General features: G+C 37.0%; 15 protein-coding genes and 1 tRNA gene. 7 read left to right on the top strand and 9 right to left on the bottom strand.

Features of this window, described 5'->3' with window-relative positions; genetic code table 11:
* Window positions 1-197: 197 nt before the first annotated feature.
* Together MSKOL_RS07580 and rsgA are read right to left on the bottom strand one after the other, a co-directional pair.
* Window positions 198-1,307, bottom strand: coding sequence for a DUF362 domain-containing protein (locus tag MSKOL_RS07580; protein ID WP_048154881.1), 1,110 nt, complete (start codon window positions 1,305-1,307; stop codon window positions 198-200).
* A gap of 302 nt (window positions 1,308-1,609) precedes the next feature.
* Complete coding sequence (gene rsgA, locus MSKOL_RS07585) at window positions 1,610-2,719, bottom strand: ribosome small subunit-dependent GTPase A (protein WP_048154885.1); 1,110 nt, start codon at window positions 2,717-2,719, stop codon at window positions 1,610-1,612.
* A 201-nt stretch (window positions 2,720-2,920) separates the two neighbouring features.
* Here rsgA and MSKOL_RS07590 point away from each other — a divergent pair, with 201 nt between their 5' ends.
* A complete protein-coding gene (locus tag MSKOL_RS07590; protein WP_048154888.1) occupies window positions 2,921-3,229 on the top strand; it encodes a hypothetical protein in 309 nt (102 codons plus the stop codon).
* Between the two features lie 193 nt (window positions 3,230-3,422).
* Here the strand turns inward: MSKOL_RS07590 and MSKOL_RS18720 are convergent, their stop codons facing one another.
* Complete coding sequence (locus MSKOL_RS18720) at window positions 3,423-5,141, bottom strand: retron St85 family RNA-directed DNA polymerase (RefSeq protein ID WP_052725378.1); 1,719 nt, start codon at window positions 5,139-5,141, stop codon at window positions 3,423-3,425.
* A gap of 561 nt (window positions 5,142-5,702) precedes the next feature.
* Here MSKOL_RS18720 and MSKOL_RS20695 point away from each other — a divergent pair.
* Window positions 5,703-6,482 (top strand): YqaJ viral recombinase family protein, encoded by a 780-nt coding sequence (locus MSKOL_RS20695; protein ID WP_197078856.1) that lies wholly within the window; start codon window positions 5,703-5,705, stop codon window positions 6,480-6,482.
* Window positions 6,483-6,686: 204 nt separating this feature from the next.
* Here the strand turns inward: MSKOL_RS20695 and MSKOL_RS19970 are convergent, their stop codons facing one another.
* Window positions 6,687-6,854 (bottom strand): hypothetical protein, encoded by a 168-nt coding sequence (locus tag MSKOL_RS19970; protein WP_231592529.1) that lies wholly within the window; start codon window positions 6,852-6,854, stop codon window positions 6,687-6,689.
* A 114-nt stretch (window positions 6,855-6,968) separates the two neighbouring features.
* On the opposite strand from MSKOL_RS19970, the gene MSKOL_RS07605 reads away from it, so the two are divergent.
* The 3 genes from MSKOL_RS07605 to MSKOL_RS07615 all read left to right on the top strand — a co-directional run bounded on the left by MSKOL_RS07605 (window position 6,969) and on the right by MSKOL_RS07615 (window position 12,352).
* Window positions 6,969-8,099 carry a right-handed parallel beta-helix repeat-containing protein gene (locus tag MSKOL_RS07605; RefSeq protein WP_048154891.1) on the top strand — a complete coding sequence of 377 codons (1,131 nt, stop codon included), beginning with the start codon at window positions 6,969-6,971 and terminating at the stop codon, window positions 8,097-8,099.
* A gap of 207 nt (window positions 8,100-8,306) precedes the next feature.
* Window positions 8,307-9,965, top strand: coding sequence for a hypothetical protein (locus MSKOL_RS07610; protein WP_048154894.1), 1,659 nt, complete (start codon window positions 8,307-8,309; stop codon window positions 9,963-9,965).
* The gene (locus tag MSKOL_RS07615) at window positions 9,944-12,352 is read left to right on the top strand and encodes a phospholipase D-like domain-containing protein (protein WP_048154897.1); all 2,409 of its coding nucleotides are present in this window, start codon (window positions 9,944-9,946) and stop codon (window positions 12,350-12,352) included. Before MSKOL_RS07610 ends, MSKOL_RS07615 begins: the two co-directional genes overlap by 22 nt.
* Before the next feature lie 369 nt (window positions 12,353-12,721).
* Here MSKOL_RS07615 and MSKOL_RS07620 read toward each other — a convergent pair.
* A tRNA-Leu gene (locus MSKOL_RS07620) sits at window positions 12,722-12,806 on the bottom strand.
* A 96-nt stretch (window positions 12,807-12,902) separates the two neighbouring features.
* On the opposite strand from MSKOL_RS07620, the gene MSKOL_RS07625 reads away from it, so the two are divergent.
* Entirely contained in the window at window positions 12,903-13,658 is a 756-nt protein-coding gene (locus MSKOL_RS07625; RefSeq protein WP_048119985.1) for an MBL fold metallo-hydrolase, read from the top strand.
* A gap of 185 nt (window positions 13,659-13,843) precedes the next feature.
* On the opposite strand, the gene MSKOL_RS20700 is transcribed toward MSKOL_RS07625, so the two are convergent.
* A complete protein-coding gene (locus MSKOL_RS20700) occupies window positions 13,844-14,056 on the bottom strand; it encodes a hypothetical protein (protein WP_048154900.1) in 213 nt (70 codons plus the stop codon).
* A gap of 92 nt (window positions 14,057-14,148) precedes the next feature.
* Between MSKOL_RS20700 and MSKOL_RS07635 the strand changes: the two genes are divergently transcribed.
* Window positions 14,149-14,493: a hypothetical protein gene (locus tag MSKOL_RS07635; RefSeq protein ID WP_048119987.1), complete on the top strand. Its 345-nt coding sequence runs from the start codon at window positions 14,149-14,151 to the stop codon at window positions 14,491-14,493.
* Between the two features lie 78 nt (window positions 14,494-14,571).
* Here MSKOL_RS07635 and MSKOL_RS07640 read toward each other — a convergent pair whose 3' ends face one another.
* The 3 genes from MSKOL_RS07640 to MSKOL_RS07650 all read right to left on the bottom strand — a co-directional run bounded on the left by MSKOL_RS07640 (window position 14,572) and on the right by MSKOL_RS07650 (window position 19,890).
* Window positions 14,572-15,912 (bottom strand): glycosyltransferase, encoded by a 1,341-nt coding sequence (locus MSKOL_RS07640; RefSeq protein WP_082091067.1) that lies wholly within the window; start codon window positions 15,910-15,912, stop codon window positions 14,572-14,574.
* 272 nt (window positions 15,913-16,184) lie between these two features.
* A complete protein-coding gene (locus tag MSKOL_RS07645; RefSeq protein WP_048154905.1) occupies window positions 16,185-17,219 on the bottom strand; it encodes a glycosidase in 1,035 nt (344 codons plus the stop codon).
* Window positions 17,220-17,496: 277 nt separating this feature from the next.
* Complete coding sequence (locus tag MSKOL_RS07650; RefSeq protein WP_048154908.1) at window positions 17,497-19,890, bottom strand: glycosyltransferase; 2,394 nt, start codon at window positions 19,888-19,890, stop codon at window positions 17,497-17,499.
* Window positions 19,891-20,349: the final 459 nt, after the last annotated feature.

Raw genomic sequence — 20,349 nt, forward strand, 5'->3', positions numbered from 1 at the left:
TAAATTGATTAAGAATCGACCTATAAATCTACCTTACTTAAACCTTATAATTAAGCCTGTATATTCAGGTTTTTTAAGGAACAAATAAAAAGGAAAAATTGTTGAGAATTGTTTTTCTGAAGTTAATTTCTTTAGCCGAGGTTGAATTTCAGCCAATCTTTAAAATAACTCAAATCTCAATCCGTCTTTAAATTCGCTCAAATCTCAACAAGTTCATACCCACGGCTTCCAAACTCGATTTCTTCTCCATACGTGAGCTGGTGGGTTCCATCGATCATTGGCCATGCTCCCTTGAACTTATCAGCTCCTGCTTCGTGGTTGCATTGAAGAGAGGAGTTGACAAGCCCTTTCTGCCGATTTACGAGGTCATAGCTTGCCTGGTCAAGGGCAACAGGGTCTTTTGAGGCAAGAATTCCGATATCCGGTACTATCGGAGCATCACTCCAGGGTACGCAGTCGCAGTCAGGTGTAATTTTAAGCAGGAAATTTATGTAACCTACTTTTCCTTCTTTTCCTTTTACTGCCCCATAAGCGTACTCAGTAAGACATTCCAGGAAGTTCGGGATATCATGTTCCCAATCTATAGTTATAGCTCCGGCAGGGCAAACTTCCATGCACTGTCCGCAGCTTATGCAGATATTGGGATCAATCATTGAGACTTCTCCCAGAAGAGAAGAAGCTCCTACAGGACAGATTTTAACACATTTCTGGCAGCCTATACACTTATCCTGAATAACATGCGGGCTTGTACTGAAATGCTGTTCCTTCTTGCCGGCTGCAGGTGCACAACCCATAGCGAGGTTCTTGATAGCTCCTCCAAAACCAGCTACTATATGCCCCTTGAAGTGGGACATCACAATCATAGAATCCGCAGCAGCAATATCCGCACCTATTTTTACGGACTTAAAATGTTTCTTCCCGATCTCCACATCTGCAACGTTCTGGCTTCTCAAACCGTCTGATATGATAAGCGGAGCCCTGACAACGGAATAATCAAAACCGTGTTCAATTGCAGTCGTCAGGTGGTCAACTGCATTATGCCGGCTGCCTGAATAAAGAGTATTTGTGTCCGTAACAAACGGTTTTGCTCCGGCTGCCCGGATTTTTTCTACGACCTGCCGCACAAAGACCGGATTTATATATCCGTCACTTCCGTACTCTCCAAAATGAATTTTGATTGCAGTCAGATCACCTTCTCCAAGGAGTTCAGCAAAACCTGCTTCGTCAAAAAGCTTCTGGATCTTGCTGATCGTATTCTCCTCTGGATTTCTTGCTCTGAGATCTGCAAAATAAACTTTACTTGCCATATCAGTGCCTCCTAAATCTGAATTAATGTTTTTATAAAACTGTGAAGTTAAAAAAGTGTTGTTCATTTTTAGGTATTGCGCTGTTTGTGCTCTGTTTAGAAAAAAATAGAGAGAACGAAAAACGCTGCTTCAGTAGATCAGCTTCAGTCGATTAAGAGCCTATCCGAAAAGTGGTTGCCTGTTATAACTTTTACAATATGCAATATGCAAAATCAGAACGGACGCCCGGATATTTAGACCTATTGTAACTTTTCGATATGCATTACTGAATTTTCGGATAGGCTCTAAAAATACACTTCATCTCACAGTTTTCCCGTAGATTTCTTATATTTCTTAATATCCAACGCTATATTCTTCCATTTTTCCTTTTCAAGCCGTTTCAGCCCAATTTCTGCTTTTTTTGACTGGAATATGAGTTCTTCAGTTAATCTGTGATAGCTGGCAAGCCGTTCCTCAGGAATAAGCCCGTCCTCAACCGCCTTCAGTACAGCACAGCCCGGCTCGTCGTGGTGAGTGCAGTCTTTAAACTTGCAATTGCGGGCTGCGTCAACGATCTCGGAAAAAGCTTTCTCAAGCCCTTCTGCAGAGTCTCCGAGCTGTATTTCCCTGATCCCGGGGTTGTCTATAAGGACTGCTCCGTTTGGAAGCAGAAAGAGCTGGCGGACTGTTGTTGTATGCCTGCCTTTTTCATCGTCTTTCCGGATATCTCCGGTTTTCTGGACAGTTTCACCAAGAAAAGCGTTGATAAGCGTGGATTTTCCGACGCCTGAGGAACCGATTAATGCAACTGTTTCCCCAGGGTTGAGGTAAGGGCTAAGTTCGTCAAGCCCGGTTTTTGAAAGGGCGCTTAATGGAATTACCGGCACGTCACCTGCAATGGATTGGATTTTCTCTACCAGCCGGGTTGGGTTATCTTCAAGGTCGATTTTGTTAAGTAAAATCACAGGGCTTGCCCCGGAAGAATACACAATGGCAAGATACCTCTCAAGCCTTCGAAGGTTGAGGTCCTTACCAACCGACGTCACGATAAAAATGGTATCAAGGTTTGCAGCAATTACCTGCTCTCCGCTCCCGTCTCCTGCTGCTCCTCTTGAAAGGCAGGTCCTCCTGGGCAGGATATTCACAACCATGCGTGAGCCCAGTTCAGGCTGGTCAAGCAAAACGACGAAATCCCCTACAACCGGCTGCTTTCCAATTTTCAGAAGTGCACCTGAGATTCCCGCCTGTACGACAACTCCAGAGACAAGGACCTCGCAGACCGTTTTATGCCTTGATGCAACTCTTCCGGGAGTGTAGGAGCCTTTGTAGGCAGAAAATGCCAGTTCAAGATCTTCGTTCCAGCCTGGAATTTTATTAGAGTCAGAGTGAGCTAGATTATGACCTGAATTTTCCATTTCGCTATGATTGTTCATAAGATGGAAGTATCTGGTTAAATGGATAAATATTTTGATATCTTGTCCTGTAAAAATTCAATTGTGCCTGAAAATTCTTTCTTATTCAGGCTGAAAAATTTCCCGGTCGGAGAACTGACTTCATTTTAAACTCTTTTTCTCTTTTCAAACTCTTTTTCTCTTTTCAAACTCTTTTTATAGTAAAGTGGCAAATTCAAAATAATGATCGATTCTGCATCTTTACGAATAATTGTAATTTTTATTGTCATTGTTATAGCCGTTTTACTTATATTCTCACGTTTAGGGAAAAGGCTCGATAAGGCTGAAAAATACATTAAAAGCTGTGCTAAAGAGGAAGAAAATGAGAGCGAAAATGAAAAAGAAGATGCAATGGCGATTGGACTTTCCCTTGGCATGTCATTTGGTTTGATACTTGGCCTTATGATGGACAATCTAACCCTGGGGATTGCTCTCGGACCTGCCTTTGGAATGGCTTTTGGAGCTTTGTATGGGAAAAAAGAGAAGAAATAGTACGTGAAAAATAAATAATAACATACTTTCATGCCAAGTAAATAAGATAAATATTGAAAACTTCTTAAAAGACCTCTTGCTTATTCCAATTTATTCTGATAACTTCAACAGAACAGCAGATTTCACTTTCATTTAGTTATTTTCTGTATAAACTGGGGAAGCCAGTTAATATTCTTGAAAAAACAAAAAATTATTAGTTATTAGAAGCAGAAGGTTTTTTAGATGCATCAATTAAAATTGATTCTATCTTAAATTCTTCTTTGTTATTGATTTCTTTTATCGCTTCTTCTATCATATTAAGCATCTGTGATTTATTTTGACTAATTGGCTTGCTAAAGTACTTCCCTTTATCATCTTTGAACCACATAACCAAAAATATTCCCGACTTAGAAGGGCTTGCTTTCAAGTATAAAGGCAATTGTTTAGTTAGACCATGTTCCAATTCTTCATTATGAGCTAATTTAAACTCAGCACAAACATTTAATGGAATATTTCCTTTTAGCGTAACTAGGAATTTAAAGTCAAGCTTTCCAACTCCTTCGTCTGTTTCCCTTAAAACTTGTACGCCTAAAGGAAGCAAATTTCGGTTAAAAAAAACATGTAATGTAGGTTGAATTTTTGTTTCTTTTTTAGGGCTTGCTGGTATCTTATGCTTTTCACCATTTATCTCAATTACACGAGCATCATCCCAAAATGGTTCAATCCATCTTCGATCTTCTATATAGTGCTTCAATTCTGCAATAGTAGAAGAAATAGCCTTTAAAAAATCGCTCTCAGATTCAATAATTTGAGTCGCATCAACAGGTTTATGATAACTTTTTTTCTCAAGTGATCTCATCAAAAGTTCACTTTCTCTTGAATCGATTGTCTGTTCATCGTAACTTGCCCAGTTAGCACATTTAAGCTTCTCTATAAGAGGATTAGCAAAGTCAGGTTCCACCATTCTAGCAAATGCTAGTTCACCAAAAATTTTCTCCTTAAAAAAAGGATCTTTTTCTCGATTCTCTATTTCATATCCATTTTTTAAGATATTATGTACAATTGCTCTTAGAGTCTTTTTCCGACTTCTACCAATACTTACTTTATCATTAACAACCAACCCGGTTACTTTTTGCCTAGAGCCTCTTGAATGTAATCTAGTTTTTTCCTCGTTGACAGTAAACCCATTCCCTTCGATAATTTCTATTATTTTTTGTTTGTGCATTGGAAGATTATGAGACCCCGAAATCGTAATATCATCTGCATATCTTGAATATTTAAAATTTCTTCTCCTACAATACTTGTCGATTATAATATCAAGACTTGCAATAGCTAAGTTAGCTAACATTGGACTAGTTGGTGCTCCTTGAGGTAACTTACTTTTATATGTACATAAAGCCGCGAGAAAATGAGCAGCTTTTTGAGTATATCCAACAGATGTAAAAATTCTAAAAACCGAATTGAAATCTATACTTGGAAAAAAATCCTTTATATCTATTCCTAAAACTAAATTTTGACTTACATGAATTGAAGCATTTGTCAAAATTGATCTTTTTGGAACAAATCCATGAACATAATCTCCAAGACTCATTTTGTATAAAATATGGTCCAATATCCATCTTTGAATATGCTTCATGCTTTTTGATGGAGCGTTTATTTCCCTAAAGCCTCCAGCTTTTTTAGGTAAGTTAAACGTAACGTAAGCTTTCTCTTTTTTTAACAGAAGATAATTGACTTGTTTTGATGAAGAATTCGATAAGAAACAAAAATGATTGACATCATATACATAAGGTAATTTCTGAGACTTCAATTTTTTGAAAGATTTAAAATTGTCATTATATTCTACATCTCTTAGTGGGGAAATAATTCCTTCTTCAAAATAATTATCGAATAAAACTTTCATTCTTTCATTTTTTGTTAATCTATTTGCCAATTATCCCACCAATATATTTAGGATTCAATAAACCTCATGTAGTTGCCCTCACTAAAGCGCTGGGCGCTTTAATGAAACGAGATTCTAGCGAAGCGGATCTCGTTCCTAGTTTTGATGACGAGGTTCACCTTTGCCATAGTATGTCATTTGCATGGCGTAACACCACACATATCTCCCCGGCGAGAGATAATTCCAAAGCTGAGAGCAACTTAATTACAAAACATCAATTCATTATATATAGTATATGATATGAAACAATTCTTTAACATATATGGAAATAAATTTTTTTAATTAATCCAATAAGAGTATATAAAGTGATGTATGAGGATAAGTAAAATTAACTTTTTTCCTTCGTTTTATTCTGCATTCTGCCCGCTCACCTATCTGGCTTGTGCGAAAGGGGGGAAAGTGACAATTCTCAATGTTACTTTCCTTGAGTCCGTTGCTTGGCTTTCCTTTGTGGTTTTTCAAAAATGATTTTATTTTCAAATCTAAATTAACTTTTTATGTTTTTTTAGCCAATGTATCTATGGCCCTATGCTAGAATTTTAGGAGCTATCGATGGTGACACGTAAACAAAATAACAGATACTATAACCAGAGATCCTACAGATCTTATAAAAAAGGAATCTCGAATAGAGATAAGCTTGTAATCGTACTTATATGCTTATACTTTATTTTAAAGATTTTGAAAGAAATTATGCAGATAATTGTTACATATTATTATGTATTCATAGCACTTGCTTTGATATCTTTAATCATTTGTTATATAAGGTATAATCATAGATTTACGAATATTGGATCTACTGATTCAGAAAAAAATGCCGAAAATTGTTATCATTCAGAAGAGCAGCTATCACCAGATGCTTATCAAAATGAGCTTGATGTCGAATCTGAGAATGTAGAAAAAGGAAATAAATTTGAAAGATACGTTGTTGATAAATTTGATGACAAACTTTTTTCTATAGTAGAGTGGACTACGGATATGTGTAGAAAGCACAACCGTTACGTAGAGTCAGATTGCAATCCAGACTTGGTGGTCAGGGATAGAACGACAAATGAAACCTTTTGTGTTGAATGCAAATATCGGTCTCGTCTGATAAATGGATTTTTTAATTGGTCGTATCCAGACCAGATAGACAGATACTTTTCTTATTCTCGCGATAGGAAAATTCCGTTTTATGTAGTTTTGGGTTTGGGGGGAAATCCAGATTCTCCAATAGAAGTATTTTGTGTACCCCTCCAAGAAGCTAAAAATCCACAAATTCACATAGATATGCTCAGGAAATATTATCACGATCAAAAGAGGGATTTCATCTGGATAAATGGGGTTTTAAAGTAAAATATTATCTCAATTATTATTGAAATCTTGAAATTTTACCGAGTCTTCTATTGGATATCCACTGATGGTTTTATCGGTTTTTTTAGTATGTATTTATCCATTTTTAGTTTCGTGACCTGATAAACATTATGCTCTGTCGCCTTAGCATGTACTATTTTAATAACTGGAATCTATATGGCTGTTATACATGTATAAGATACAAAATCAGGGTTCTAGAGTTTGAGAAACGGGTTGTGCTCTTTCCCTGTTTCCGAAATCCGTGTGTGAAATATGCGTAAACGCTATCCACGGCAAAGCAGAGAATTGATATACATCGTTTTCTACAGGTCCTGTAAAATGTTCTTTTTGATTTTCTGCCGTTACAATTGCCAATTCTACAAAATTCTCGCTCGTGTCTTTGTTACAGCAAATATAAAAGTCTTAAAATTAAAACACCTCAATAAGAATCCAATTTTCGTTTTCAACCTCATGGAACCTGCATAACATATGACAAATGTACTGACTCTAACACCAGGAACATTTCTTCAGAGTAGTTTTGATAAAGTCGGCGATGGCCGGAAATACGAAGAAATAGAGCTCAAAACAACAGGAACGAAGACAACATTTACGGCCAAAACTCCTATTCAGCTACATCCTGGCACGACCATAAGTGGAGATGAAAAAGCAATCATCCAGCTAATACCACATGCTTCGACGTGCCTCTGGAAGCCACAGGTACCAGTTTTCAGTTTCTCTGGCGAAAATTATCTGTTTGAAGGGTTCACGTTTGATGGGCTGGCTGATAAACAGAATGTGCTTCATGGGAAAGGTTACCATAATCTATTTGGAGGAAACAGGGCTTCAAAAGTCAAAATCCGGAACGTGAAAATTCAAAATTCAAAGGGTGATGGTGTAAGGATTCTGGACTCAAGAGATGTAACCGTATCTGGAAACAAAATATACGGCGTCGGACATGATGGTTTCTATTGCGAAAGGTGTGTTGACGTAGAAGCTTCAGGAAATGAGATCTATACAAGGATCAATTCAGGCCTTCGCTCTAAAGGTTCCAGGAATGTAATTTTCCGAGACAACACAATAAAGAGCATTAAGAAGTATAAACCTCGTACAGGTCCAGGCATTCAGGTTGAAAACTCCAGGGCAAACGAAACTACATCGAATGTCCGGATACTCAACAATATTATTGATGGGTGCCAGGGTCCAGGGATCTGGGCGGCTGGTCATACTGCACCTGCCTTAGATGCAGCAACCGGACTTACAATTAAGGGAAATACCATAAAAAACTGCGGGCAAATGCCTGTATTTGAAGACAAAGAAATTGCTGATAGACTTTCATCTGTCGCTGGAATATGCCTGGATGGGTGGACAGAAGTAGATATTCAGAAAAATATCCTGGACGGTAACTGTAACGGTATCCGAATAGGGACCTACATAACTACTTCTGCGGGGTCCGGGTATGTTGTGCGTCTTACAAGCAATGAAATAAAGAATACTGTGGCTCCTTTTAATAGAGATGTTTACGCAGGGTATGCAATAGCTGTTACTGTGCCTTGTAAATTCAATGTTATAAGTGAAGGAAACAAGTTCAGCGGAAACTTAAAAGATGTCTTTAGAACTTAATTAGAAATGGGGTACTGTGAAGTTGATAGTACTCTCTATTGGATCATCGGTCATGCGTCTTCGGTTAAGTAAGGGATTGTGACAAACTGCGTCATAATCTACAGAACTTTCCCTACACTGCCTTGTGTCTCATTTTTTGTACTTAAACTCACACAAATTCAAGACAATACAAAATATTTAATAATCTAGCCATCTTATTAAATAACCATGCAACTCGGAAATGCTGCTTCAGTTGAGTGGACTCAACGAGTTGAATCTAGCTCTTTGTTGCGAGACCCACTTGGGATTGAAGATCAACATTTATACCTTCAGAAAGAGTTCACGGTGGGAATTACATCCGTTACCCCAAGAGCTCGATATTATACAATCTGGGCATATTACTACGAATATCTTTATAGAACTGGAGTTGTTGATCCAAATAAATTTGAAAAAATTTTTATCCTATCAAGTTTAGCCCATCATAAAGGAAATTATCAATCTCCCGATCTTATTCATATGTACAACAATCAGAAATTTGCCAACGATTGGAATCAAAAAACTGCCTTCACTTTAGATTTTATAATTAACGGCTATGGAAGAGTCTATTATAATCGCCAAATGGAAGTTTTTCGATGTGCATGGATGAGAAATGGACAAGAATATATTTCAAAAATTAATGCCAAACTCGCCAATACATTGTCTTTTCTTGATCCTAATGATTTTGAAAGAGAATCGTTTACAATAGATGAACTAAATAATTTATTCAATGGTTTTTGTATATGTCAAACCTCTCAAAATTCAGAAGAAAATAAAATCCTTTCCAAATTGATGTTTGGTTTTTTTTCTGAGAAAAACGGAAACGCTGATATCGACGATTTAGCTTTTAATGAATATATGAAGGGGGCAGTCAAGCTCGATTTTATAAATAGACCATTGCCTTGGACTTCTTTTCATGATTACTACTCATTGCAGGAACAAAATTCTAGGAGGAGGAATACACTACTTTTGTTTTTAAAAATTATTTATGAAACCTCCCCTCCATCAAAAAGTGAATTTAGACGATACATCTGGGATGCGATTTATTTTAACCAAAATAGAAAAACTAAAGAAGATCTTTACTTCGGAGAACTCGAAAATACGCGTAAATATTGGGAATTTTTCCAACTAAATCTTTATTATGTGTATTTAGTGGAAAAGACTCTCGAAGGAATTCAAAAAATTGTAATGGAAAATATTGGCATTCATAAGAAGAACTTAATAAACTCACTGAATATCGAAAATATTTTTTTGAGGTTATCAGAAGAGTTAAGTTGCGATGTAAATGAAAATACTTCTATGAAGGAAATTTTTCTCCGAATTGCACAAATTAATGAAAATACAAAATCCTCCCTTAATTCAGATCTAAATGAGTCCGATATTTTTAATGATCTCAACGTTGAGAATTTAGAGATTTTTCTTGCAAAGTCTATTACCTTCCTTGGATTACTTTATCACCGGTACAATCAAAATCTTCAGTTTATTGAAAAACCTCTTAAAGTAAATGATATTTCCTCTCTACAAATTGAAGATTTGTTTAGTTATCTTGAGAATAATGGGGAAGATGAAAATATTACTTCATTTTTTACTGAACTTTTCAGAGTACTCATAAATCGTCATTTCTTTATTTCTGCTCAGAGATTCGCTGAAAATAATACAAAAAATTGGCTTTTTACTGAAGAAGATGGAAGATTATACTCAGCACGAATACCAATTAAAATTTCACCTTTGGATAACCGATGGTCAAGCATACGAACAATTATGACTGATTTAGGGTTCATTTATCGAGATTCATATTCTGAGTTGAAACTAACAGATAAGGGATTATTATGGTTGCAACAGATCAAATAAATTTAATAGAGGAGTTCACTCTTAATCAAAAAAATAACAACTATATCATATTGACTTCATTCTGTTTTGATCCTATTTTCTTCGATAATTTTCTCCTTCCTAAAATTCGAACTAACAATCCCTTTGCGGAAATTATAATTCTTATTGACGCTGGTCAATATGCAAATTCTTTAGAACATTTTACAGATCAAACAGGTAGAATATATCAGTTAATTCCTATTTATCTTAATAATGGTGGAGTATTTCATCCAAAATTATTTACTTTTATTTCAACGACAGAACAGAAAATTACTATTTATGTGGCTAGTTCAAATATTACCCTTTCTGGGTTCACAAAGAACGCCGAATTAGTATTCAAGTATGATGCTATTAAAGAAAATTTTGACGTTAATATAGGCGTGATTAAACAATTTTATGAAAAATTAATTTCTAATGAATTCATTCGCGATGAGAAAGCGAAACGAACACTTTCTCAAGTAATAGATTTCCTTTCCACAGGAAACATAGAAACTAAAAATGTGAGATTGTTGCATAATATTGATTTTTCTATCCTAAGTCAAATCCTTCAAGAAATTAGCCCAGAATCAATTTATGAGTGCTTTTTGTTTGCTCCTTTTTTTTCACCTAATACCAAGTTACTTGAATCAATCTGCGAAAAAATAAACCTAAAAAAGATACGAATTGGAATTCAAAAAAATAATCACAATCTTACAGATCCAGATCTCTATCTTTCCTTTTGCAAAAAGAATGGCCTCGAATGTGAAATACTTGAGACACAATATGCAGACGATGACTCAAGAATTTTTCATTCAAAAGTATTACATTTCAAAGGTAAAACAAATTATTTGTTAATTGGATCTCCTAATCTAACTCAACGTGCTCTGATGAATAAGGCTGATCAAGGTAATATTGAATTCGCTGTTTTCTTAAACAAAAAAAATGTAGAATCGATAATTGACCAATTTTCACTAACCAAACTTGGAGATCCCTCACGCTTGCCCTCTTTTATTGACTCTTTTGAACCAAACGATTTTTCACTCCAGCTACGAATTTTTTCTGTATGCTATGAACATTTATCCAAAAAAATACATGTTATTACAGAATCATTACAAGAGACTGCAATTGTAAAAATTTTCTTTGACGACAAAAGAGACTGTTTTACTCAACACATAGCACTTCATACTGGTAAATTTTCTGTTTCAATAACTAATATGGGCATTCCGGTAGAGGTCAAAATAATTTGTAATGAAAAATTTGGAGTGCGACGGATTTACTACGATAGAGGATATTTTTTCAGGAATGTTTCTCAATCCAATTTTTCGGTACATGAGATTTCAAATCTGCTATTCCAAGATAATAATATTGATAATTCCGAAATGCAGGTGATTATTCTTATCCTCATTAAAAATCAAATTAATTCAGACGCTATTTCAGAGGATATGGCGCATCAAGAATTTCAAACGAATTTCGAGAAAAAACAGCCTTTGACTCCTTTAAGACCTAGTAGAATACCAACATCAAATGATTTTCAAGATTTTTTTTATGATGTTGACAAAATAAGTTTGATGTTAAAATCGAAAAAGGAGCAGGAAAAAAATTATGATAATATCAATACAGCAGAAAATGAAGATTTTTTTGGGAGCTGCATAGATAATCAAAAGAACCCCAATAGTAAAGTTGCCCATAAAAAGTTGAATGCAGCCATTAAAAAACTCCATAAGAAGTTGGATTATTTATTTCACAGTGCAGAATGCCGATACTCAAAAGATGAAATCGTTCATCTTCAAGCAATTTTTTTATTATTTTTATTACGTAATAGTATTGATGAGATAAATCAATCGCAAATTGAAAATATTGAAACAATGTTAAATCATAATTTAGATAAAATAAATAGGAATGAAATTACTCAAGAATCTTCAATCCATCTTTTTAAAAACCTACTTCTCATAAATTATTATCATGACTGTCATTATCATTCAAAAATATTACGTTCAACAATATCATACGTTGATTTTCTTGTTCCAAAAGTTTATTTTGAAATCAAAAATTTTATTATTAATCTCCACAAACAACATTTAATAAATAATTCCGAATTTGATCTTAACAAATTTCGTTACCAATTTTGTAGCCTCGTAACCTTCTGTTTCAATCCATCAACGATTTCAAAAGGTCCATTGGAAGTTATTCAAGCAATGACGAATACAGATAATTCAGAATTAGTTGATTTTTATGGTAACATCCTTCTTAAACTTAAATCAGGCCCGTGGAATAATCCTTATTCTACTTTTTCGCTTAATACTCCTCGCAAAAATATTAGAGAATTGTATAATGACTTAGATATTCAAAATGATACGGCTAAAAAGTATATTTTAGAATTTATTAATTGATTGTGTAACTGAAATGTTAAAAAATGTTAAAAAATATTTTATACATGAGTTAATAGGTAGAATTAATCTTTTTTAGAGCAATTTTTAAAACTGTTGTGCATTACTTTTTCACTAGCGTACAAAAAATTTGAGATATACATTCAAAGAGATATATAAAAGTAACTTGTTTTTTAAATTATGGCTACTTCCTAAGAATCGATTGTGCATTAGTTACACAACATACATACAAAAATTTCGGCTTTTTAATCAAGTAGTCTTTATAAAAAAATGGTAAATTTTGGTTAGGGCAACTTCAAAAAATTAACGGTTGTGCATTAACTTTGCATTAGCGTACAAAAAATTGACGTTACCTATTACCCACATTAGATATGCGAGGGGTGGGATTTGAACCCACGAAATCCTTCGATACCGGATCTTAAGTCCGGCGCCTTTGACCGGGCTGGGCAACCCTCGCTCTTTGAAGAAAAGCAAGTTTATTTGAGCCGCAGAAATTCGTCATGCGGACATGCTTTAAATAAAGTTAAATTATTTAAAGTTTATTCTTTAGCTCATGGAAATTACATTTCTTGGCACTGGAGTTGCGATCCCTCAAAAAAATAGGGTACAGTCCGGAATACTTGTAAGGTTAGACGAAAAGCCATTGCTTATCGATTGCGGAAGCGGCGTATTGAACAGGTTTCCTGAGGCTGGGGTTTCCCACACTGATGTGGATACAGTGTTGCTTTCTCACCTCCACCTTGACCACGTAGCTGACCTGCACCCTCTCATAAAGGCAAACTGGCTCCGCGGAAACACGAGTATGAAGGTCTACGGGCCTGAAGGAACCGAAGAATGGTTTTCAAAAGTGATTGACGCTTATGAATATCTCCAGGAAGAAGTGGACGTAGACGTTATTGAGCTCGCCCCCGGAAAAGAATTTACTCCCGAAGGATTCGATTGTGAGATCAGTTGCACGGCAGCCGCGCACAGCGTTCCGACTCTGGCTTACCGCGTGACTGGAGAAGACGGGGAATTCGTTTACTCCGCAGACACCGAGCCCTCAAGAGATGTAATGGACCTTGCATCCGAGGCCGATCTCCTGATCCACGAGTGCTCGTTTCCATCGGACATGAAAGTCACAAACCATACAACTCCCAGCTCACTTGCCGACATCCTGGAAGAATATAATAACGAAATCGGAAGCATCTGCCTTACACATTTCTATCCGGAAATGCGGGGACACGAAAGAGAAGCAGTGCACCGCCTGAAAGGGTATTTTGAAGGAAATGTGATTCTTGCCGAAGACCTCATGAAACTTGAATTATGATAAGCACGAAGAGAGATGTGAAGTATAGAATAATCCATGAGGTACAAAGTGAAATCTCATCTGTAAACAAAGGCTATACTGTTAAAATGAGAGGCAATCCGAACAATAACAAATCCTTCGGCAATCCTCGAATTTTACTCTTCATATCTCTTAAAAAAGCTAAACTCAGAATTGTTATTCTTGACTTATACATTTCTGGATTTACTTATCAAATCATCCGGCTGCATCCTGTCAGGTGAGTCTGCAGCTCTATGATTAAATATCAGAAAAACAGAATCACCTTCATACGGAAAAAAGCTCTGAAACATCGCATGTATGCGTTTAGTCTGTATATATTTATCATATATGAAGTCCCAGTTGCACACATCTATTGTATCTGAAATATTATTCTCATGCATCTATTATCTCCTAAACATCTCCAAAACATCTCCAAAACATCTCCAAAACATCTCCAAAACACAAATCTATACTTTTATCACTGGTGATTATCATGGCAAGAATACTCTCAGAAACGGACATTGGCATTCTGAAAACCGTTGCTCCAGAGTGCGAGGGGTATCTCTGTTCAGGCTCGGGAATGGCTTATCGTTCCATACTCCCTCCGCTGGCAAACCACTATGCAAAAGATGCTCAGGATTTCCTGCGGCGAATAAAACTACTATCTCGATATGACCTTGAATATCTTGTCAGGCTAATCTTATCAGGAGAAGAAAGCCTTGGCTGCGTACCGCTCGAGTATATCGAGCTTTTCATAGAAAATGTCTCAGAAAGGCTGGGTGAGGAAATGGCGACTCAGGTGAGGGATTCCTATAACCGTTCAGAATGCCCGGATTAAATTTTTATTAGTTAAGGTAAAAATGTAAAAAATTAAGATATTGTAAAAAGTAACAGTCTCAACTCTACACAACCCTGCTCAAACTCTCCCATATTTATCTTCAAGTCTTTCGATATCGTCTTCTCCTATATAGTCTCCCTGTGCGATCTCAATGAAAACAAGGTTTTGACTGCCTATATTCTTAATTCGATGAACCTTATTCACCGGAAGATCGACTGAATCTCCGGGAAGAACCCGAATTTCACTTCCGTTTTTGGTTACAAGTCCCTCTCCACTGATTACGTACCAGTGCTCGCTTCTATGAGAATGGCGCTGGAGTGAAATTTCACCCTGGGGAAAAACAGTAAGGCTTTTGACTTTATATCCAGGCTTATGCATAAACACCTCATAAAAACCCCAGGGCCTTTCTTCTTTACGTTTACACTTTTCCAGAATAGTTTCATACACCTTAATGTAATCATCTACCATTCTATCAACCGAAAAGCGTTTTTCCACATTTTCTCTGCATTTTTTACGGGATATGGATCCAAGTTTTTGCACAGCCTCGGCTGCCTCATCAACACTATTGACAAGAAATCCAGTCTCTCCATCCCGGATAAGTTCAGGCATTGCCCCCCTGTTTATCGCAATTACCGGTGTCCCGCTGGCCATAGCTTCAACTATGCCAATTCCGAAAGCCTCTTCATAATTAATCATATGCAGTAAAGCATAGGCATTTGACAGAAGTTCCTTCTTAAACTCAGGGTCAACATGCCCTTCATAAATAATCTGTTCATTATCCAGATAAGGCTGGACTTCTTTTTCAAAATAAGCCTGATCTGCAATGAAACCGGCTATTCTGAGTCTTCTGCCAGTTTTTTTTGCGACCTCTATTGCTTCCCTTACGCCTTTATCTTTATGCAAGCGCGATAAAAAAAGTAGATAATCCTGGGGTTTTTCATTGAAGTAAAAGCTTTCTATGTCAATTCCGTGACGAACCGTTGCTATATAGTCCAGATCATTGCATCGGTAGGCATCACTTATGGATACGTAAAAAGTTCTATTATTGTACTTTTTATATACAGGCAAAATTTTCCGTGAAGAAATGCCGTGGATTGTTGTTACAACAGGCGTGTCCACAAGTGCACTGTAGGTCAGAGGAAGATAATCGAAGTGATTATGGATTATATCGAATTCCTTTGCTCTCTCGAAAACTTCTGATATATGCAGGCCTTCATACACTTTTCGGATCATATCCTTGTCTTCTTCATAAGGTCTCGGGCATACAGCATGAAGCTTCGCTGCAGTGTGAGAATCTGCTGTGGCAAATAATGTAACGTCAATACCTCTTTTTACAAGTCCTTCAGTTAATAAGGATACAATAGATTCCCAGGGACCGTATTTTTTAGGCGGCGTGCTCCAGGCAATCGGAGACAACATTGCAATTCTTATATTAATACCCCCAAAACCACTCCATATTCCCCTAATTTAATTCTTGTTTTTACTTTTACTGTTTAATTTTTGATTTTTGATTTTTGATTTTTGATTTTTGATTTTTGATTTTTGATTTTTGATTTTTGATTTTTGATTTTTGATTTTTGATTTTTGATTTTTGATTTTTGATTTTTAATTTTTGATTTTTGATTTTTGATTTTTAATTTTTGATTTTTGATTTTTGATTTTTGATTTTCATACCCTATTTTTTATTTATCTCATTTCAATTTTGAATAGCCTCTTTTCGGGTCAGTGGAACTTTCTATATCTTCTTCAAACCACCGGCAATATTCATCAGGGCACTGTTTCTCAGGACACTGATGAATATATCTAAGGACATCTTGCACTTTTGCGATAGCTAACGATACGGAAGTATCCGCACTCCCGTAATAAATACGAATTTCATCGCCCGCAAGTACCCATCCACAGGGGAAAACAACGTCATTGACGTCTCCGCTGCGTTCGTACATTTCACGAGGCCCGAAAACCCAGCCTTCAGATCTGTGGAGCACTTTCCTGGGGTCATCAGGGTCAAGAAGGGCAAGTCCAAGCCGGTAACTTGCCTTAGCTGTTGTCTGGCGTACTCCGTGGTACATAATTAACCATCCGTCAGATACACGGATTGGCTGTGGGGACAGGCCTATTTTGTTTGCGTCCCACCACCCACCTTCTCTGGCATATAGAAGAACCTCATGTTCTCCCCAGTATTTCATATCAGGCGAAAAGGAAATCCAGATATTTGCTTTTGCACCCGCAATGTTGGATACAGGTCTGTGTAACATTGCCCATCTGCCATTAAACCTTACAGGAAAAACCGCAGCGTCCTTGTTTTCAGGAGGCAGGGTAGCTCCTATTCTATCAAAATTTCGGAAGTCTTCAGTAAAGGCAAGTGCAGTTAAAGGGCCTGAATCCGAAAAAGCCGTATATGCCACAGCCCACTTTTCCATCTCATCTATATAAGTTATGCGTGGGTCTTCGATACCATATATCTCTTCAGGGTATTTTACAGGATCAGGAGCAAAGGTTGGTTCTGGATCAATTTCCCAACCATAAATTCCATTCTTACTCCTTGCTATTGTAAAGTGAGAAAAGCCCCTGTGATCTTCGACCCTGACCAGTAACAGGGTAGTGCCATCAACTATAGCAGCTGCAGGATTAAAAACTGAATGGGCCCTATAAGGCCAATCGTCAACGGTTAATATAGGATTTCTATCGTATCTTACAAATAACTCCCCATGGTCTTTCCAGATCATATTATTCTCTCATCCCCCAGATCATTTTATTCTTGCTCCCCAGATTATATTTCACATTTCTCAGATCATTTTATTCTTGCTCCCCAGATCATGTTATTCTCTCATTCTCAGATCATGTTATTCTCTCATTCTCAGATCATGTTATTCTCTCATTCTCAGATCATGTTATTCTCTCATTCCCATACCATGTTATTCTCTCATTCCCATACCATGTTATTCTCATTCCCAGATCATATTCTCTGACTCTCGGGATCGTATACCCTTTTACTTTCTTCTTTCACTCAACCTGATTTGCTGACAAAAAACTCTTTCTTTTCTGCAGAGTTCTATCATCTACCTCGTCGCTTACCCTGGACTGCAATATATTACTGAAAGCTTTATCCATATGCTTATTTAAAGAGCTTAAAGCCATAAGAAAGCAAATTACGGATTCTGCGCCCTGGTTACAATTCATACCATCGCGGTTGAGCCCATCACAGACCGCGCCTGTGGAATAATCATACATAACAGTTTGCAAACGATTTCTTCCAAGGAAGTATTCAAAAGAATATCTTGCAAGTTCCAGATACTGCCTGTCATGTACAATTTCATAAGCTGAAACATAGGCTTGAGTCAGATAACCTGCTTCGATGGGTTGCTGGTCAAAAATAGGCTTTTCCCCATTGTAAGAGTACCAGCCCTGGTTTCCAACCATGTCAAAAAAGTCACCTTTCCACTGGATCTCAGTAAGAAAATCCAGAGTGTCAAGGCCGACCTTACGATAAGTTCGGTCTTTGGTGTAATTGTATGCCAGTAAAAGGGATTCACTAATTTTTGCATTACTATAGGTTACCGTAGGTTCGAACCAGTTCCAATCTTCTTTGTGGTTAGCCTCATATAAGTCGACCAGAGAATTCGCGTATCTGACAAATATGGATTCAAAGGTATCTTTACTTAAAAGGGAGTCTACAGACTTGACGGCATCCCTGCGCGAATTAAAGACCGATTCAAATTCATCGGTATCCACACCTGCCCTGAGCATTTCAGATAGGCCGCACATGGTATAGGCTTTTGCCCTTGGATAATTAAGTTTCTCCATCTCAGGCCTGGCTCTGCTCATAAGGGTATGGGCAAGCGTGCGTATATTTTTTGACAGATAAGGGCAGCTTACCACATGCCCAAGACCGTAGATAGCACGTCCGAGAGTATCTTCACTTCCTTTTTCATCCAGAAATTCCCGTTTATAGCTCATGAAGTTGTGGAAGTGACCCGTATCGGTCTGGGCGTGTTCAAGAAAACTCATATATGTGGTAATTAACTTCCAGAACTCTTCGGCTTTCTTCTGATTATCTATTAACTGTGTCAGTGCAACAAGAGCTCGGCCCACGTCATCAGTACTGTATCCGTAATGACGAGCCGGTACACCTAGATTGGTATGCTGAATAATTCCCACGTCATCGGTTAACAATTTCAGGTAATCAAGTTTTACTTCAGGCAACTGGTTCGGAAGGAAATTAAACTTTTTCGAGGTGGAGTAGGCTCTGTAATTCTTTAAAGCCCTGGTGAAAACCTTATTATATTGTTTACCTACGTTTTTCCATGTCATTTTTCGACCAAAATCATATGCCTTTTTGCGCATCTTATCACACTCTTCTGGATTTTCGATTAAATGCAAAAGAGATTTTCTTAAACCGCCCGTGTCTCCGAAATCTACAAGCAAACCGCGATTGTCAGAAAGCATTTCCTGAGCATACCAGTATGGAGTGGAAACTATTGCCTTTCCCATACCAATTGCATAGGTCAGAGCGCCGCTTACTATCTGCTCTCTGGAAAGGTAAGGAGATACGTAGATATCACTGGCGAGGATATAATTACAGAGTTCTTCTGTCTCGACAAATTTGTCATGGAATACTACATTTTTTTCAAGTCCGAGTTCTGAGACCTTGTTCTGGAGGTATTGCCTGTATGTTTCTCCAAAGTTCTTTTTAATTACAGGATGCGTAGCACCCAGTATGAGGTAAACGAGGTCAGGGTACTGGCTTATGACTTCAGGAAGAGCATCAAGCATACTTTCGATACCTTTATTCTGGCTCAACAGGCCGAAAGTTAAGACAAGTGGAGATCCCTTCAGGTTCAATCTATTTTTATATTTACTGCAGTTGTTAAAAGGGTAGTCAGGTACTCCGTGAAAGATTAATTCTATTTTATCCTCAGGAACTTTATAAACGTCTTTTAACATTTTGACTGCAGTCTGGCTCATTACAATCAGCTTTTCGGAATACCTGATGAGTTTTTCCGTGGATGCTCGATACTCAGGTTCAGGTTCTCGGATTACAGTATGCATTGTGCTTATCACAGGTTTGTTGATTCCTGAAAGAAGAGTAAAAATATAGTCTCCCGCATTTCCCCAGAAAAGTCCAAATTCGTGCTGCAGACATACGATATCAATATCAGATTGGTTTATATAATCCGCAGCCCGGTAATAATCCTCGATCCTGTCCCTCTGTATTTGAAAAACGACTTCTTCAGGATAAATATGGGTCTCAGAGGGATCGTTCAAAGCAATTACTTCACAGTGAACGTCATTATCTTCCCCATACACTGAATTTAAAAGATCAGATGTGAATGTGGCAATTCCACACTCTTTTGGAACATAGGTTCCTATAAATAATACTTTCAATTGCTTATTCAATTAATACCCCCACACTTAAAGTGACTCAGTTGCATTCTCTGATTCTTACTAGCTGTATAGTTTTCCAGTTACATGCTTCATGTTCTCCGTGAAACCATATTATCTGCATACTAATCCTCATACTATGCATCACAAAATTCATTCGAGCTTGAATAAAGCTATATATATTTCTTAAATACATGACTACCGTGAAAATATATAGCCAAATATCCATAAAATATAGCTCTATACCAGGCACAGGTAATCACTAGTATCTTGAAAATTTAGTTATTGGTCACATGTTAACTCTGAATCGCTATCTGCTGATGAAAAGCTATCAAAGGTTTGCTCAATAATTAAATTTTCATGACACTGGTAACTCAGATGATTACTAAATAGCGATAGATTTATGGTCCCCACCCAATCACTCACTTCGCTAAATTTCAACAAAGTAGGTAATAAAATACTGATTAGACACTG

Origin of the sequence: Methanosarcina sp. Kolksee, assembly GCF_000969945.1 — an archaeon.
GTDB classification, from domain to species: Archaea; Halobacteriota; Methanosarcinia; order Methanosarcinales; family Methanosarcinaceae; genus Methanosarcina; species Methanosarcina vacuolata.